At 50.8% G+C, this 16,682-nt stretch carries 15 protein-coding genes and 1 pseudogene; 3 read left to right on the top strand and 13 right to left on the bottom strand.

Going from position 1 to position 16,682, the window contains the following annotated elements; all coding sequences use genetic code 11:
• Window positions 1-94 precede the first annotated feature (94 nt).
• The 4 genes from NZD89_RS28430 to NZD89_RS28415 are packed head-to-tail and all read right to left on the bottom strand — an operon-like array spanning window position 95 to window position 3,334.
• Window positions 95-874, bottom strand: a complete 780-nt coding sequence (locus NZD89_RS28430) for a DeoR/GlpR family DNA-binding transcription regulator (protein WP_268008662.1) — start codon at window positions 872-874, stop codon at window positions 95-97.
• Window positions 871-1,647, bottom strand: coding sequence for a triose-phosphate isomerase family protein (locus NZD89_RS28425; protein WP_268008661.1), 777 nt, complete (start codon window positions 1,645-1,647; stop codon window positions 871-873). Before NZD89_RS28425 ends, NZD89_RS28430 begins: the two co-directional genes overlap by 4 nt.
• Window positions 1,644-2,288, bottom strand: a complete 645-nt coding sequence (gene dhaL, locus NZD89_RS28420; protein ID WP_268008660.1) for a dihydroxyacetone kinase subunit DhaL — start codon at window positions 2,286-2,288, stop codon at window positions 1,644-1,646. The genes NZD89_RS28425 and dhaL overlap by 4 nt, the downstream gene beginning before the upstream one ends.
• A 44-nt stretch (window positions 2,289-2,332) precedes the next feature.
• Entirely contained in the window at window positions 2,333-3,334 is a 1,002-nt protein-coding gene (locus NZD89_RS28415; RefSeq protein ID WP_268008659.1) for a dihydroxyacetone kinase subunit DhaK, read from the bottom strand.
• 224 nt (window positions 3,335-3,558) lie between these two features.
• Here NZD89_RS28415 and rpiB point away from each other — a divergent pair, with 224 nt between their 5' ends.
• Window positions 3,559-4,005, top strand: a complete 447-nt coding sequence (gene rpiB / locus NZD89_RS28410; protein WP_268008658.1) for a ribose 5-phosphate isomerase B — start codon at window positions 3,559-3,561, stop codon at window positions 4,003-4,005.
• A gap of 164 nt (window positions 4,006-4,169) precedes the next feature.
• Here the strand turns inward: rpiB and NZD89_RS28405 are convergent, their stop codons facing one another.
• From NZD89_RS28405 to NZD89_RS28385, 5 genes are all read right to left on the bottom strand, one after another.
• Complete coding sequence (locus NZD89_RS28405) at window positions 4,170-5,024, bottom strand: MBL fold metallo-hydrolase (RefSeq protein WP_268008657.1); 855 nt, start codon at window positions 5,022-5,024, stop codon at window positions 4,170-4,172.
• Between the two features lie 67 nt (window positions 5,025-5,091).
• A complete protein-coding gene (locus NZD89_RS28400) occupies window positions 5,092-6,447 on the bottom strand; it encodes an MFS transporter (protein ID WP_268008656.1) in 1,356 nt (451 codons plus the stop codon).
• A 199-nt stretch (window positions 6,448-6,646) separates the two neighbouring features.
• A complete protein-coding gene (locus NZD89_RS28395) occupies window positions 6,647-7,978 on the bottom strand; it encodes an MFS transporter (protein WP_438938762.1) in 1,332 nt (443 codons plus the stop codon).
• Between the two features lie 172 nt (window positions 7,979-8,150).
• Complete coding sequence (locus tag NZD89_RS28390; protein ID WP_268008655.1) at window positions 8,151-9,110, bottom strand: 3-hydroxyacyl-CoA dehydrogenase family protein; 960 nt, start codon at window positions 9,108-9,110, stop codon at window positions 8,151-8,153.
• 84 nt (window positions 9,111-9,194) lie between these two features.
• Window positions 9,195-10,010, bottom strand: coding sequence for a sugar phosphate isomerase/epimerase family protein (locus NZD89_RS28385; protein ID WP_268008654.1), 816 nt, complete (start codon window positions 10,008-10,010; stop codon window positions 9,195-9,197).
• Between the two features lie 449 nt (window positions 10,011-10,459).
• Here NZD89_RS28385 and NZD89_RS28380 point away from each other — a divergent pair.
• Both NZD89_RS28380 and NZD89_RS28375 read left to right on the top strand, forming a co-directional pair.
• Window positions 10,460-10,702 (top strand): annotated as a pseudogene (locus tag NZD89_RS28380) (transposase domain-containing protein); the annotation flags it as partial.
• A gap of 118 nt (window positions 10,703-10,820) precedes the next feature.
• A complete protein-coding gene (locus tag NZD89_RS28375) occupies window positions 10,821-12,305 on the top strand; it encodes an IS5 family transposase (RefSeq protein WP_268007715.1) in 1,485 nt (494 codons plus the stop codon).
• A gap of 260 nt (window positions 12,306-12,565) precedes the next feature.
• Here NZD89_RS28375 and NZD89_RS28370 read toward each other — a convergent pair whose 3' ends face one another.
• The 4 genes from NZD89_RS28370 to bioA all read right to left on the bottom strand — a co-directional run bounded on the left by NZD89_RS28370 (window position 12,566) and on the right by bioA (window position 16,665).
• Window positions 12,566-13,360: a 6-carboxyhexanoate--CoA ligase gene (locus NZD89_RS28370; RefSeq protein WP_268008653.1), complete on the bottom strand. Its 795-nt coding sequence runs from the start codon at window positions 13,358-13,360 to the stop codon at window positions 12,566-12,568.
• A gap of 64 nt (window positions 13,361-13,424) precedes the next feature.
• On the bottom strand, window positions 13,425-14,126 hold the full coding sequence (bioD, locus tag NZD89_RS28365) for a dethiobiotin synthase (RefSeq protein WP_268008652.1): 702 nt from the start codon (window positions 14,124-14,126) through the stop codon (window positions 13,425-13,427).
• Window positions 14,123-15,295 (bottom strand): 8-amino-7-oxononanoate synthase, encoded by a 1,173-nt coding sequence (gene bioF / locus NZD89_RS28360; protein WP_268008651.1) that lies wholly within the window; start codon window positions 15,293-15,295, stop codon window positions 14,123-14,125. Before bioF ends, bioD begins: the two co-directional genes overlap by 4 nt.
• Window positions 15,292-16,665, bottom strand: a complete 1,374-nt coding sequence (gene bioA / locus NZD89_RS28355; protein WP_268008822.1) for an adenosylmethionine--8-amino-7-oxononanoate transaminase — start codon at window positions 16,663-16,665, stop codon at window positions 15,292-15,294. The genes bioF and bioA overlap by 4 nt, the downstream gene beginning before the upstream one ends.
• Between the last annotated feature and the right edge of the window lie 17 nt (window positions 16,666-16,682).

Genomic DNA, 16,682 nt, shown 5'->3' with positions numbered 1-16,682 from the left:
CTGATGTTCACACCCTGATTACGGACGAAGCAGTTCCCGATTCAATCAAAAACGCTTATCCAGGGACGAACTTCATCGTTGCGCCGTAAAACCGTCATGGCCGTACAATCTGCACGTTGTGCGACGCGTATTCCCGCACCGTGCTTTCCGGAATTTGGCTGTCCGTGAGGACAGCTTCAGCCTGTTGTACATCGCAAAACTTGCCGACAGATACGACGCCAAACTTAGTCGAGTCCGTAAGAATGTAAGCACGTTGCGCGACGTCAATAAACCTTCTCTTCATTTCAATTTCCGGAAGGCTGAAATCTGTGACGCCTTGTTCAATTGAAATACCGTACCCAGACAGGAAGCATTTCTTGATGTTGAGATTCCTGAACAATTCAATACCGAGAATGCCCTCGGTATTGTGTTGAACACCGAGGGTTCCACCAATGAGAATGACCTGGAGCCTCGGATTTTGATTCAGAAGCTGTGCGGAATGAATACCATTTGTGACAATCGTCAGCGCCTTGGTGGATACGTAAAGGCGTTTGGCCAGGTGATAACACGTGGAACTGGCATCTAAAATAATGGCATCATTTTCAGTGACGTATGATTCCGCCAGCTTGGTGATTGCTTCCTTTTCAGCCTGACGGATCTGCAAACGCTTTTCAAACGAGGGCAATCCCCCGGGAGATGTTGACTCGTAATCGTTGACCCGTGTGACACGGCCATGCTCCCGGTGAATTTTACCTTGTCTGGCCAGCAGCCGGAGGTCTGCCCGAACTGTGGAACCAGACACGCCCAGTTTTTCCTGCAGATTCTCTACCGACACACTATATTCCCTCTCGACAATCGCCACAATGTCCTGGAGTCGTCGATCGCGTTCGTTCATTCCACCTCAGACCTTTCACCGACAGCTGTTTCAATGATTTGTATAAATGTGGATGGATCCAAGGCATGTCTACCGATGAATAAACCATCTGTCTCTGTTTTCGTCAACAATGATCGGCCGTTCTGCAGTGTTACACTGCCACCATAAACGATTGGAACACACTCATCCACCATTTGATTGATGGTTTGCCGAATGGAGGAAAGCGCGTCAGCCACTTCTTCTGCCTGAGGTGGCTGTCCACCGACGCCAATCGCCCATACCGGTTCGTACGCAACGACCAGCCGCTCCGGCTGAATGGATGGGATGTCCCTCAACGCAACAGCCAGCTGCTGCTCCAGGAACTGCCTCGTCTCCGTCTGTTTCCCCTTCAGCGTTGCGCCCTCGCCGATGCAGAGCACGACACCCAGACCTGCATGCAGTGCGGCCGAAACTTTGCGCCCAATCACTTCATCCGTTTCATCGAACTGCTTTCTCCGCTCTGCGTGCCCAAGCAGTACATTGTGAGCGCCGATTTCCTTTAACAAAGCGGGAGATATCTCGCCTGTATAGGGGCCTCTGGATTCCCAGTGGCAGTTCTGTGCTCCGACAATCAACCCCGTACCCTCGGTGTCCCGAAGCAGCTGCGGGATCAGCGGGTACGGCGGCATCACGAACAAACGGTGGTCAGACGGCATGTTTTGCATATATGCCGTCACCGTATCCGTCCACTGTCGAGCTAAACCAGGGGTCATGTTCATTTTCCAATTGGTGCCGAACCACAATCCGCGTTTCATTTGCTTTCCTCTTGGAGGCGCTTTGTGTTTTCATAGAATCCCTGAAACAGCAGTGCCGCGGACACAGAACCCGGATCTACATTGTCCAGCACGCGTTCTCCAAGGAATTTAGACCGGCCGAAACGGGCCGACATCCCCTTGGTGGCGTCGGATCCTTGCTTTGCGGCTTCAGCTGCAACACGCATGACTTCGACTACATCCGTTTGTCCGGCTTCCACATTTATACGTACAGCCTCAACCGCAGGGATTAAAGCGTCCAGCATGGTTTTATCGCCCGCTTCAGCCCCACTACGGCGTTTCAACTCTGCAAGGCCCTGTTCGATGAAGTGATAGAATGCCTCAACCGTCACTTCATGATAGGTTTCGCACTTTCTGGCCGCCCGAAAGAACACACCGTACAATACGCCGGACGCACCGCCCATCGCATCCATCATACTTTCCCCAACCACTACGTTGACTTTGTTGAGCGTGTCATAATCATTTGCCTGAAGTTCTGCAATTGCGGACCGCATGCCGCGTGCGACGGTCGTACCGTGATCGCCATCCCCTACAGCTGAATCCAGCGTGTTGAGGTGCTGCTCCTGGGCTGCGACCGCTTCCAATGTGTTGAGTACAATTTCCTTCCAAGCTGATGCATTCACGATGTGATTCCTCCCGATTATTCTGTCTGTACTTGCTGCTTGTGTTACAGCGAAAAACCGTTTGACCGCGCGGGCGCAAAGAAAGCAGATGCCAATTCGTTATCCAGTGACATCACGGATACAGAGAACCCATGCATGTTCAGAGAAGTAGCAAATTCTCCAGCATTCAAATACGCAATGTCAATGCCGTGTTCTTTCAACCGCTTGTGCGCCTGACGTGCAATGAGCAGCAACTCCATGCGTGTGGTTCTGCCAAGTCCGTTGACAAGTACGGCGGCCCTGGACACATCTGTCTGGCTTGCCTGAAAGTCGTCCAGCAACATCTTCACAAGTGAATCAACCAGTTCATCTACCGGCATGAATGGTTGTTGGGAAACACCCTTCTCTCCATGAATCCCCATGCCGACTTCAATTTTGTCACTGGGGATTTCAAACATCGGGGTGCCATCCACAACGGAATCAGCCGCTTCTGCAGCAACGCCAATAGTGCGGGTGTGCAAGTTGGCTTTGTGTCCAAACTGCACCAGTTCTTCCAGAGAGGCGCCTCGATCAGCCATGGCTGACAGGACCTTAATGACTAAAATACCGCCCGCAATACCGCGCCGCCCTTTGATATCATCCAGGCTCGCGGATGCGATGTCGTCCGTTACCTGAATGGCTGCGCTGTGAATCCCCTCGTCCTCCAGATCTTCCTGGGCAAGGTCGAAATTCAGCACATCCCCGGCATAGTTTCCGTAAACAAAGAGGACGTCTTCATTCGAATTCGCCACTTTCTTCGAGGTTCTGACAATCGCTCTCGGGCTTGGTGCCGCAAACACATGACCCGCCACAGCGGCGTCTGCCATTCCCGGTCCAACAAGGCCTGTGAACAAAGGCTCATGGCCGCTGCCCCCACCAATGACGATTTTGACCTTCCTGCCTTCGTTCGGATACAAAACGGCAAGGGCGCCGTCCACTTTCTCAAGCTGTCGATTATCCGACAGCAGGCAAAGACCCTCTAGCGCTTCGTCCACAAGATTATCCACTGTATTGATAAAATACCGCATTTTACTCGACTCCTCTCTGGATATATACGCACATACGATGTGTATTGGTGGTTTGAGAATCCGATTTCATTGTTACCTTTATGATTATATGATTGCCAAATGATTATAGTCAATAAGGCACTTAAAGCCATATGATTAATATTGTTATTATTTTTTATTTATTTGGTAGCCAAATTGAGATACAATGGATTGTGCAAGACAAACAACACCGGAGGTGCTTTCATATGGTTATTGGTATTGGAGCAGATGAAGCCGGTTTCGCTCTTAAAAAGATTCTCATCGAGGACCTTCAAAAACGCGGTCTCGATGTACGGGACTTTGGATGCTTTGACGAAAGCCCCGTCGATTACCCGGACATCGGATTCGCCGTAGCGAAAGCCGTTCAGGAAGGTACTTTGGACCGTGGCATTCTGGTCTGCGGCACCGGCATCGGCATGTGCATCGCAGCCAACAAGGTTCACGGCGTCTCTGCCGCCTTGTGCCATGACGTTTATTCCGCCGGCAAGGCACGCACCAGCAACAACGCACAAATCATCACTCTGGGTGCCCGTGTCGTTGGTCCGGAACTGGCAAAGATTATTGTCGAACGGTTCCTGGAATCCGATTTTTCGGGTGGTAACTCCGCACGCAAAGTCGGAAAAATCACATCCTTCGAAGACAGCGCTGTATAACGCCTGCGCGAGCAGCCCTGACCGCTAACGAGATGCTCCATTTTCGACCAAATCTGGAATGTCCAGATTCGCCGGGAATGGAGCATTTCTTTGCGAAAACAGCCAAGGATAAAAGAGCTGCCCCAATCACAGTTTAACTGCTTTTGAGACAGCTCCTTCGGTTGTTACCTCATGTAGATAAATCGCTCACCTACGCACAGCATGTGGAATTTTTGATTTCTGTATGTCCGAAATGCATAATCGACAAAATTGGCTGGGTTCTCTCGATTCGTAGGGAACATGTCGTAGTGAATCGGTAGGACGATATCTGCCCCTACGAGAGCCGCAAAATCCGCTGCCTCCCGATAGGACATATTCCCAATAATCCCGCGTTGTGTTCTGAAAAAGTCCCCACCGTTGATGGGTAGTAGCATCACATGCGGTTTAAACGACTGAACCTTTTCTATTAGCTCATCCGTGATGACAGTGTCTCCGCTGTGATAGACCCGGACCCCATTTACTGTAATACAATAGCCCAGATAAAAGTGGTTTCCCTCTTCATCTGTTTCGTATTGGGTGTGTGCAGCTGCAACAGGGTTCACACGAAAGCCACCAACTGTAAACGACTCTTCTGCTCTTGCAGGGATCAGTCTGTCCGTGTCCCACTGCATATCTCGAACCATATCGCAATGGGACGCGGGGATTGCAAAGGTTGTGTTCGGTGATGCATCCTTCAACGCCTTTACTGTAGATAAATCCAGGTGATCATTATGGTAGTGCGTAATGAGTACACTCGCTGCACCCTGGAGCCCTTCAGGACGAACGGGCGGCTCATACTCCCGAACGAATTCGGTCGTTGGATCCTCCTGCTCGATAGAATGGGTCAAGTACGGATCGATACAGAGAAATCCCCCACCCTCGGTTCCTTTCAGAACAACACCTGCCTGACCGAGGCTCCAGATTGCAACGCCTTCGAAGTGGATGGCTGTATCATTGATCTCGCGAATCAGCGCTTCATCCCTGTTGTAAATGTAATTCACGGAAATCACCTTCCGTTTTCTGTCATCAGAATTCATCTAGATTGAGCATACCGCTCACGCGGTACAATCAGTCTCCCATCGACGCCTTTGACGTGTTCATAGGAACAGATCTTGTTTTTCGAATAGGATTTGTTTCCTTACCAAACAACCGAACAACGCCTGTAAGAGCCGATAGAACAATCATAGTGTAAAACACAATGTGATATCCACCGATAGAATTGAAACCGCCCAGACGTTGAAGAACTTGTCCGGAGATGATGGATCCCACGGCAGCTCCGAGCCATGTTGCAGCAAAACCTACACCAAGTACGGCTCCCGTCCTGTTAGCCGGTGCGATATCCGCACCTGTCGTAAATAACAGTGGGAACACTGCATTCGCTGTCACACCATAAAGAAGTTGAACCAAAATGACTGTCGATACAGAAGTCGAGCATAGGAGCAGTATCATAATGACGGCTTGCCAAAATCCAGCGCCAACAATTAGCCACTTGCGCCCAATCTTGTCTGAGATCGCCGGCCACAGAAATTGAAAGATGGCGCCCGTAATGGACCAGACAACGCTTAACGAAGCGACAGCAGCGTACGAATAGGAATGTACAAAAGACAAATACTCCGGGAAAGAAGTCATGAATACGTTTTGAACTGCTTGAAATAAGAACAGGCAAATTGCTGCAATCGATACTTCCGGGATCTTCAGCACACTCATCCACCCTGAAAATGAAGAGTGCGCACCGGAGCCCGTTACATTCGGTCGAGTCAAGCCACGCCGATCGATGTTCTGATAAACCTGATCAATGTTTTTCTGCGTAGATAGAAACCAATACCAAATCGCGAAAGGTATTGTGGCCAGTGATGCGAGATAAACAAGACGCCACTGATCGGCACCAAAGTGCAGAAAAATGAAGGATGCAAACGCTCCGCCAAGTGCTGCGCCAACTGGATAGCCAGTATGGTGAAGCCCGACAGCGAAACCTCTTTCCTCTTTTGACCACCATTCAGCGGTTGCAGTCACACCAATTGCTTCGCTGGCTGACGTACCTAATGCGATTCCCAACATGAGCGCGAAATACGACCAAACGCTCGAGCTCAACGCTGGAAATGCTATCATTGCACCGATAATGGAATACTCAATCATAACAGGAAACCACAAAAACTTCCGTTTCCAGCCGGATCCCAACCGATCGCTCAACAGATTTAACGGGATATCAATGAAGAACCTCAAGCCCAGATAACCCGCGACCAGCCATCCCCAAGTTGCTGGTGACAAATGATACGTTTTAATGACCGAAGAACCGATGACATAGACCATGGCAAATGTAACGACGTTGAGTCCCCATGTGATCCAGGTATTTAACAGGGTCAACCAACTATACTTGCTTGCTCCTCGCGGGATTAATCCAAAGATGCGTTTGTTTTCTCCCATAATTCACACCTCCGTGAATTTTCGATCAGTTAAGGTTGTAAAAGGGTTTTCATTTGTGACAAACAGTTGAATACTCTTGCATCATCAGACCCTTGTGATGCTGTCCCACAAAGGACTGATGATGATTGATGAGCGTATTGATTGAATTCAAGTTGTCGCGTCCCGTTTGACACGCGGCGCACTTCCTCTTGGCGCTGAATTATACTTCGATGCGCTTCACTTTACCTACGAGGAGCAGGTAGGAAAGAGCACCAATCACGGCAACCGCACTGACAAACACCAGGGCTCCGCCAAAGTTATGGTTCCGGCCGACAATTACACCGATGACAATCGGGGTGACGATGCCGGACAGGTTGCCCGCAAAGTTAAAGATGCCGCCAGCAATACCAAGGAGCTCACGAGGCGCAACGTCGCCGATGAGCGACCAGGAGATGCCTGACATACCCTGCGCGAAGAATGCCACGGACATAATGGTGATGACAAGACCAATCGACGCGGTATAATTCGCCAGAACAATGCTGCCAGCAAGGAGTAATCCAATAATGATTGGCGTTTTTCGGCTGGTACTCGTTGAAAAGCCACGACGCACAAGGAAGTCGGAGAATGCGCCACCGAACAGGACTCCAATAAAAGCAGCAATATAAGGGATCATTGAGTAAAAGCCCGCATGCAGAATCGTCATGTGCTTGTCATTCACGAGGTAATCCGGGAACCAGGTTAAAAAGAACCACAAGGTTGTTGTGACCCCGAATTGCCCAATGTAAATCCCCCACATCGTGCGCCGCTTCAGAAGGACACTAATCTGTGACCACTTGAGTTTTGTCTTCTCGCTTGCAGCATCTGCAAGACCTTCGCCTTCGCGAATATATGCAAGTTCTTCTGCATTCACATAAGGGCTGTCTTTAGGTTCCCGAATGAACTTAAACCAGACAGGGACAAAAAGCAGACCTAAGATACCGGTTACAATGAAAATCGTATGCCAGCTAAAAGCAGCGACAATCCAAGCAAGAACTGGTGTCAAGAATGCCAGTCCAACGTACTCGCCTGCCGTAAAGATGCCCGTCGCTAGTGCGCGCTCTTGTTTCGGGAACCACGTGGCAACCAAGCGATTGTTCGTCGGAAAAGCAGGTGCCTCGGAGAGACCAAGTCCTAATCTGAGTCCGAACAATGATCCAAACCCTTTGGCAAAAGCCTGGAAAAACGTGAATAATGACCAGATAATCAACCCTAAGCCATACGTTAAACGCGGACCTAATCTGTCTAAAATCCATCCGCCGGGGATTTGCATGAATGCATAGGTCCAGCCAAAAGCCGACATGACTAGGCCTAAAACAACTGAATTCAGATGAAGATCGTTCTTCAGGAATGGTGCCGCAACAGAAATATTCGTCCGATCCAGGTAATTCAGTGCAGTACTCAAAAACAGCATGAATAAAATGATATATCTTGCGTTGGAACGCTTGCGATTCGGTTTCGTCTGTTTCTCAGTTGACTTCTCTGGTGTAAACGACAATGTGCTCACTTTCGTCATCCTCCTAACCATGCTGTGAGCGGTTACACAAACAGTACAGATAATAACCGAGTCACCTGTCCATGTTGTGAGCGCTTGCACAAAACTTGAAAATAAAACTGGATTTCACGCCGGCTCCATGTCCAATTGCTATGGTGCGACAAGGAGCCGATGTGTCATCTCAGGGCGTTCGTTACTTCGTTTCTTTTTTGGCCTCTTCGATATCCTGTTTCAGCCAACGAATCAGTTCCCGTTCACGCTCGTAGTTCATCTTTTCTACAAGCTCAGGAGTCCAGTCATAAAAGCCTTTTCCGGTCTTCGTACCGTTGTGTCCATCTGCGACCAGCTTTTCCAAAGTCGGGAAGGAGTCCTTCCTGTCACTCAAATCACGGAACAGATAAGACGTAATGGAAGAAATCGTGGTCAACGGCGTCATGTCCATGGTCATAAATGGACCGGTCACGCCGAAACGGCGACCAAGGCTGTAGCGAATTGCAGCATCAATATCTTCCATGGACGCAATGCCTTCTTCGAGAATGTACTGTGCTTCTCGGAAAATCGCATATTGCAGGCGATTCCCGACCGATCCCAGAACGTCTTTTTTGACGAGAATCGGCTTTTTGTTCATCGCTTTCAGCAGATTCATTGCCCGCTCTGCTGTTTCATCAGAGGTGTGTTCCCCGCGAACAACTTCAACCAGCGGCATCAAATGAGCCGGGTTCCAGAAGTGCGTCACGACTGTGCGTGATGGGTTCTTTGTATATTTGGCAATTTCAGTTGCGCTGAGTCCAGAGGTATTACTTGCGATAATTGTGTTTTCAGGGCAGATTTCGTCCAAATTCTTGAAGTATTCCTGCTTCAGTTCAATCTTTTCAGGAATGGCTTCAATCACGAACGTCGCATTCGCTACACAGTCGTTCAGCGAATCCGTGAATGTGATCGCATTAAAAATGCGCTCTTTTTCGCTCTCCGCCAGGACATCATACCCTGCGAGCAAGTCAAGCTTTGCCTTGAGGCCCTCACGAGCACGTTCAATGTCTGCTGCATCGACGCCCCAGACTTTCACGTCGAACCCTGCCCAAGCAGCAGTCAACGCGATGGAATGGCCCATAATGCCGGAACCAACAATAGATAACCGTTCTTGACTAGACATGTTCTTCTACTCCTCATCTTGGAATGTGCTATCAGCGAGTAACGCATCGCAATCGAAGCAATGTCTTGCGTCGTGTTACCTTACTTACTCAACGATTGGTTTTAAATTTTTTGCTACATATTGATAAACATCGTGGATTACACGATCCGGATCCGTAGCAGCTTCCGCTGTTTCTTCTTCCACCATGATCCAGCCATCATATCCGTAATCTACGAGTGATTTCACCATCGCAGGAAAATCGATGTCACCTTGACCCATTTTCGCGAAAGTCAGGTCATTGTTGCAGTCCTTGATGTGAACATGTTTGATAATGGGCAGATGTTCACGCACGACATCCACCGCATTCATTCCGCCTTTGGTGATGTGGCCGGCGTCAGGCGTGTATCCGATGTAGTGTGTGTCCAGTGATTCAAACATCACTTCGTAATCGGATGCAATCCTGAAATATGAAGTAGCTGGCGATGCCGGGTGGAACATCGACACCACGCCGTTCTCATAAGCACGCTTCGCAACCGCGTTGACACATTTCATAATTTCTTTCTGCCGCTGCAACAGGTTGTCCCGATTCGGGCCATTTCTCACTGGGATATTCAGCTTGGCACCCGGAAAGTGCTTGACGTACTCGATATAATGATCCGCTCTTTTTCGTTCTTCCTCAGTTTCCGTATCACTTGGCCAAGTAAAAGGTACCGTCAGCGCTGCTAATTCAATGCCTTTGCTGTCCAGCTTTGCCTTGAGTTTTTCAGGGTCATTGTCGTATTTCCCAAGTAAAGCAACCTGGACGTCGACACCTTGAAACCCTGCGTCGCTGACTACGTCGATAATATGATCAATGCAGTCAACTTCCTTGTCATAATCCAGCACCCATGTAGAAGTGTGGCAACCGAACTTAATCGTCATTTGATTACACCCCTTTGAAAAAAACATCCGGGATAGCAGATCAAGAATATTTTCGGATGAGGAAAATTACAATGTGTGATGTTTACCATTTCACCACACATCAGATTGGAAATACGCAACACTGCCAAAACGCTTACCTAGAAGGTAACCGTTTTCCCCGACGTGTTAATAAAGGTTCCTTTTCAGGAAAACCCTGCATCGTCGGAACCAATACTAACTTTCATTTGGCAACCTACTCTATCGGGGACGAACCATTTAACTAATATTATATGCTCATATGTCTTTTATTTCAACAACATTCAACAAACTAATTATAACCAAATAGCGGAAGTATATTTACGATTGATAATCATATGATAGTCAATGGGATTCATATGACAGTTCTGGTGCAAAAACACCAGGCATGCTAGTATTGTCCGGATAAACTTCAGGGATGAGGCTGGCATGGTATGAATGCGTTCAAATGGAAGCACTTCGAATCTCATATTATCCTGACGGCGGTTCGGTGGTATTTGCAATACAGCTTAAGTTACCGGGATATCGTCGAACTGCTAAAGGAAAGAGGAGTTCAGGTTTCTCATACGACTATTATGCGGTGGGTTCACCAGTATGGTCCTGAGATCGATAAACGCATTCGTCGTTTCTTGAAGCCAACTACCGATTCCTACAGGGTTGACGAAACCTATATTAGGGCCTGCTGAATGAATTGAAATCCCAGTAGTAGCAAGGGTTTCGGGTGTGTTTTGTCGAATACAAGTGTATGGATTTTGAGCGGAACGTGCGAAAAACCGTGCACTTGGAGGACGGACAATGTACGCGAATCATCAAGATCAACAGATACTCCCCGGCGACTTCTTTCTACCGTTCGGTGGTCGACTCAGAGAAGATAATCGTTGGGTTGAGCTCTCCTATCTCATCCCGTGGCGACGCGTGGAACAAGAATACAGCAAACACTTTAGCAAGGACCTTCGAGGCGGGCGCGCAATGTCCGTTAGAATGGCGCTTGGTGCGCTCATCATTCAGGAACGTGAAGGCTTTTCAGACCGCCACTTGGTTCAACACATCACGGAAAACCCGTACCTGCAGTACTTCCTCGGTCTTGAGGCATATCAGGAAGAACCGCCTTTTGATCCTTCTCTGCTGACATACTTTCGTAAGCGGCTTGGCCCTGATGCTATTAACCAAGTGAATGAGTGGATTGTGCAGGCAGCACGTGAGGAAGAAGAGGATGGAGACGACAACGGTCCCAAAGACAATCCTCCAACCTCCTCCGGGGAAGATGCAAACGGTCGTCCACAAGCAGAATCTCAAGAACCACGCGCGCATCAAGGGAAGCTTATTCTGGATGCAACCTGCGCGCCTGCAGATATTGCGTATCCGACAGACCTGACACTGTTGAACACAGCGCGTGAGAAGTTGGAGGACATCATCGACACACTCCATGCGTCACATGTCGGCTACATGAAGAAACCTAGAGACCGGCGGCGCCAAGCGCGTCGTGACTACTTGCGAACGGCAAAGAACCGAAAGCCAAGCCGGTCAGAGATTCGTAAGGCTATTGGGCGACAGTTGCGCTATGTGGCAAGGGACTTGAGATTCATTGAACAACTGGCAGAACATACACCGCTTACTACCCTCTCGCGGAAACAATACCGCGATCTCTTGGTTATTGGCGAGTTGCATCGCCAACAACGAGAGATGTATCGCACGCGAAGCCACCGGGTTGACGACAGAATCGTCAGCATCGCACAGCCAGACGTTCGACCCATTGTACGTGGAAAAGCAAAAGCGAATGTGGAGTTCGGTTCAAAGGTCGCCATCAGTGTTGTGGACGGATACGCCATGATGGAGAAGACAAGCTGGGATAGCTTCAATGAGGGAACGACCCTGATTGAATCCGTAGAGCGGTATGTTGAGCGCTTCGGTTGCTATCCGGAAGCCGTTCTGGCGGACAAAATCTATCGAACGCGAGAGAACCTCAGGTACTGCAAGGAACACGGAATCCGGTTGAGCGGGCCGAAACTTGGTCGTCCGCCAAAGCATGTGGAGCCAGGAGAAAAGCAACAAGAGCGCGAGGACGTGGGTGAGCGTAACGCGGTGGAAGGGAAATTTGGCGAAGCCAAGCGAAACTATGGGCTTGGCTTGATTCGAGCACGGCTTCGTCAGACGAGCGAGACTGTGATCGCCCTGCAACTGTTGGTCATGAACCTCGAAAAGAGGCTGCGGCTTCTTTTCTGGCTCTTGTTTGGAGAACTCTTTGAGGTTGATTTTTGCATCATGGGGCCTGTGTATTAAATCGTTCAGCAGGCCCTAAATAAAGGAAATTAAGAGGATGCATGTTTAAAATGACTAAATATGGGCAACCTATGCTTCGAACTCATCGTGAGCAAATGGAGTAGGACCGGCATTTTAACGAAAACATACGCTAATACATTTATTGGATAGTAAAAGCTAATTTTCTCTACTTTAAGAATGTCTCTGATGTATGAAATACGAAGAAAACGCGGTTCATATATACCGCGTTCTGAATATTGCAGGATGACTTATTAGGAAATTTACAGTTCAATATAAGGCCTTGTGGGCAATCTATCAACCAAGGCTGGCTGTTTCTCAAGTCTGGAAATCAGCGACTGAATGTCCGTACCGGCACGAATAAAGAAAACACGACCTCCAATCAAACTTCCCAAAGGTTTAAGATGAGTGACCCGCACATAACCAAATTGCTGGCTGGCCACATACCCAGTTATATAACTTTGATCGTCTGACCAACACAATTCTGCGATCACCTCTGGTTGTGCGGTTACTTTGCTCGCAATCGCGATCGCTTCCCACACTCTTGGACGTGCGATTCCCAAATGGCCAATCCCGTTGCACCAGCTTTCCAAAACACTCGGTTCCCAATCAAGTTTGGAAACGCGCACCCCACGATGGGGATCCGGCTCCATTCGAATCGGTTGTTCAGCGTCCAGTAGGACGGCGCCGCGCATGACGCGGCCTCCGGGTGCCGGACCTGCTTTTAGCAGCGCGATCGCAAAATTCGCCGACTCTGACGATACTCCCGCTTCGCACAGGAGGTGGTGAGCAGCACGGTGCCCTTCCTCGACATCTTCCACATCACAGGTCTGAATCGGCAGCGCTTCTAGCGACATGATTTCCTCCGGACACACGCGCTCAATGGACAAGTTTACGAAATCCGGGGTCCCGTTCTTGTGCTGCATGGCACGCTGCACGAACGTGGCGGCCACACGCTCTAGGTCGGTTTCTGCCACGATTCGCTCCGCACCGGAAATATGTACAGGCGTGCCCTGTTCCTCTCTGGAGGAACGCATGCGTACGCTAAATAAACTCATATCTCGCACCTCCCGACAGGCGTATGGCTGCCCCCAAATGACCACTTAGTGGCCACAGACCCGCCTATCCAAGCAACTGTTCGATTTTATCCAGAGCCACGCTGTCCGACACGGCTTGGGTAATAGCGGACTCCGTCGGGTTCGATCCCAGCCACGGAACCACACCCAGCACATCGATGCCCGTGACCTCGCGAATCATCTCTGGATTATGTTGTTCCGCGACGCCGACGGGTTGCCGGCGCCCGTAGCCGTTGACGATAATCCCACTCACCTGCAAACCCTGAGATTGTGCATAGGCGACGGTGAGTGCCGTGTGGTTGACCGTACCTAGGTCCGGCCCGGTCACAACTATCACCGGTAGGTTCATCACTTTGGCGCAATCGACCACCATCGCATCCGATGTGTAGGGCACGACCAATCCTCCCGCCCCCTCCACGATCCAATGCCTGTGCCGCTTTCTCAACGTGTCGTAGTGACTCACAATATCATGTAAGGTGACCTTTTGCCCGGCTCGTTCCATCGCCAATCGCGGCGCGAGCGGCTCCTCATAGGAAAAGGGGCAAATGGCCTCCAACTCGTCATCGACGCGGCTGAGAGACTTTAACCGGGCCGCGTCCCCCTCCGGATCGATGGCCAGATTGCCACTCTGTATCGGCTTAAACATCCCGATGTCGATCCCTCTCGCTCTCAGCACCGCCGCAATCCCGCCGGCCACCAGTGTTTTGCCAACCTCTGTGTCTGTCGCCGTGATGAATAACCCACTCACGAAATCACCCCTAATCCCCGCCCTGCTGCGATACAAGCCTGGATAATGTGTTCAATGTCATCGTCTGTGTGGGTTGCCATCAGCGTGAATCGAATCCGCGAAGTCCCCGGCGGTACCGTGGGCGGGCGAATGGCCGTGGCAAACACCCCGTTCTCTTCCAGGTGTCGGCTGAATTCCAGCGTGTGCAGCGGATCACCAAGAATGATGGGGATGATAGGCGCTGTCCCCGGTAGAACCTCAAACCCCGCATCCAAAAGACCGCGGCGAAGTCGCTTCGTCAATGCGTGCAGGTGATCCCGCCGAGCGCCTTCAGTCTGGATAATCTCGATGGCCCGCATGGCCGCAGCCAGAACGGGTGGCGACAGCGCCGTGGAAAAGACGAATGGCCGCGCACAGTTGACCAGGTAGTCGATGAGCACACGCGATCCCGCAATAAACCCGCCTTCTGATCCGATGGCCTTGGACAACGTTCCCACCTGAATCGCAATCCGCTCAGCCTGTATTCCGTAGTAGTCCGCGGTGCCGCCTCCGTGTTGGCCGAATACGCCCGTCGCATGGGCATCATCCACCATCACCCAAGCTTCGTAGGTGTCGGCGACATCGACGATGGCCGGCAGGTTTGCCAGATCCCCGTCCATCGAGAAGACCCCATCCGTGACAATCAGCCGCTGCCCGGAGGCCGGAGTATCCTCCAACTTTCGGCGCAAGTCATTCATATCGTTGTGGCGGTAGACCACCACCGATGCTTTCGATTGGCGACACCCGTCAATGATACTCGCGTGGTTCAGTTCGTCGGAAAAAATCACATCTCCCGTTCCGACCAGAGAGGAAAGTGCCGCCATGTTCGCCATGTACCCGTTGTTGAATACAAGCGCCGCTTCGGTTTGCTTGAACGCGGCGATGGCCGCCTCCAGTCGCACATGCAGGTCTGTCGTCCCCGTAATCAGTCGAGATCCCGAGGATCCCGTCCCGTACCGCACAATCGCATCCACCGCCGCCGCCCGCACACGCTCGTCATCGACCAAGCCCAGGTAGTTGTTGGCCGCGCACATTACCAACCAGCGTCCATCCACTTGAACCCGTGGCGCAGAAGCACTGCTCATCGTGCGCAGACGGCGATGCAGCCCGGCCTCTTTCAACTGACTCAGTTTGTCCTGAAACCGTTTCATCTGCTTTCAGCCACCCGCGTCTGATGATCCTCCGTCACTTCGGCGATGGCTTGGTACAGAATGGACGTCATATCTTTCAACTCTTCCAGTTTCGCGGCTAGCGGAGGCATAAAAACCATCACATCAGTCAACGGCCTGAGCAACATCCCGAGTTCGCGGCACCTTCTGGCGACCCGGACCCCCGTCCGCTGTTGCAACGGGAAGGGCTGTTTTGTTGCCTTATCCGCGACCAACTCAATCCCCACCATAAATCCGCTTTGCCGCACATCCCCGACGTGTGATAGAGAGCGAATCGGATCCAGGTAGTGATGGAGTTCTGCCGCCTTCTGTTCGACCTCCGCCACCAGATTTCTCTGTTCAAATAGCTTCAGATTTTCCAGCGCCACCGCACACCCTAACTGGTTCCCGGTGTATGAGTGGCCGTGGTACAGTGTTTTGAATTCGTGGTAATCCGCGTAAAAAGCGTCGTAGATCTCGTCGGTGGTCAAGGTTGCAGCAACCGGCAAATATCCCCCGGTGATTCCTTTCGCGACTGCTAAAATGTCCGGGGTAATCCCATCGTGTTCACAGGCAAACATCTTGCCGGTCCGCCCAAATCCAGTGGCCACTTCGTCCACAATCAATAAGATGTGATAGGCTGAGCACAGGTTCCGCAACTCGCGCAGATACCCCGAGGGCATCGGCACCATGCCGCCCGCTCCTTGCACCGGTTCCACAATCATCGCGGCAATTTGGTCGCCCTGCTTCTGAAAAACTTCTTCCACCGCACGCAGAGAACCGTTCACTACATCTTCGACCGACTCTCCATACGGGTTCCGATAGGGGTTGGGAAACGGAATTTTCAGAGATGGGAACAGCAATGGCGCATACACCTGATGGAACAAGTCGATGGAACCTACCGAGACAGCACCCACTGTATCCCCGTGATACGCCTCGCGCATCGTGACAAACGTGGTCTTTCCATCCACCCCGCGGTTCTTCCAGTACTGGAAGGCCATTTTCAGCGCGATCTCGACGGCCTCCGCACCCGAATCCGAATAAAACACTTTGCCCAGTCCGCGCGGCACAATCGTGACCAACTTCTCGGCCAACAGGATAGCCGGGACGTTTCCCATCCCGAGCAACGTAGAGTGAGCAATCGAGTTCAATTGTTCCCGAATCGCTGCATCCAATTCGGGCACCTGGTGGCCATGGATATTCAGCCAGACCGAAGAGACTCCGTCCCAGTACTCGTTCCCTTTCACATCGCGCAATCGGCAACCATAGCCGCTCTCGATAATCACCGGTTCGTCCGCTAAATATTCCTTCATTTGTGTAAACGGGTTCCACAGGTACCGACGGTTCTTTTCATACAGTTCTTCATAGGTCATGCCTTGATGGGCCACTA

Origin of the sequence: Alicyclobacillus fastidiosus (assembly GCF_026651875.1) — a bacterium.
In the GTDB taxonomy this organism is placed as follows: domain Bacteria; phylum Bacillota; class Bacilli; order Alicyclobacillales; family Alicyclobacillaceae; genus Alicyclobacillus; species Alicyclobacillus fastidiosus.
Note: the sequence above shows the minus strand (reverse complement) of the source record. Positions and strands in the feature narration are given on the sequence as shown.

Coding starts and splice junctions, on each gene's coding strand:
- NZD89_RS28430 (WP_268008662.1), bottom strand. CDS start 874: ATGAACGAACGCGATCGACGACTCCAGGACATTGTGGCGATTGTCGAG.
- NZD89_RS28425 (WP_268008661.1), bottom strand. CDS start 1,647: ATGAAACGCGGATTGTGGTTCGGCACCAATTGGAAAATGAACATGACC.
- NZD89_RS28415 (WP_268008659.1), bottom strand. CDS start 3,334: ATGCGGTATTTTATCAATACAGTGGATAATCTTGTGGACGAAGCGCTA.
- rpiB (WP_268008658.1), top strand. CDS start 3,559: ATGGTTATTGGTATTGGAGCAGATGAAGCCGGTTTCGCTCTTAAAAAG.
- NZD89_RS28400 (WP_268008656.1), bottom strand. CDS start 6,447: ATGGGAGAAAACAAACGCATCTTTGGATTAATCCCGCGAGGAGCAAGC.
- NZD89_RS28395 (WP_438938762.1), bottom strand. CDS start 7,978: ATGACGAAAGTGAGCACATTGTCGTTTACACCAGAGAAGTCAACTGAG.
- NZD89_RS28390 (WP_268008655.1), bottom strand. CDS start 9,110: ATGTCTAGTCAAGAACGGTTATCTATTGTTGGTTCCGGCATTATGGGC.
- NZD89_RS28385 (WP_268008654.1), bottom strand. CDS start 10,010: ATGACGATTAAGTTCGGTTGCCACACTTCTACATGGGTGCTGGATTAT.
- NZD89_RS28375 (WP_268007715.1), top strand. CDS start 10,821: ATGTACGCGAATCATCAAGATCAACAGATACTCCCCGGCGACTTCTTT.
- NZD89_RS28370 (WP_268008653.1), bottom strand. CDS start 13,360: ATGAGTTTATTTAGCGTACGCATGCGTTCCTCCAGAGAGGAACAGGGC.
- bioF (WP_268008651.1), bottom strand. CDS start 15,295: ATGAAACGGTTTCAGGACAAACTGAGTCAGTTGAAAGAGGCCGGGCTG.
- bioA (WP_268008822.1), bottom strand. CDS start 16,665: ATGACCTATGAAGAACTGTATGAAAAGAACCGTCGGTACCTGTGGAAC.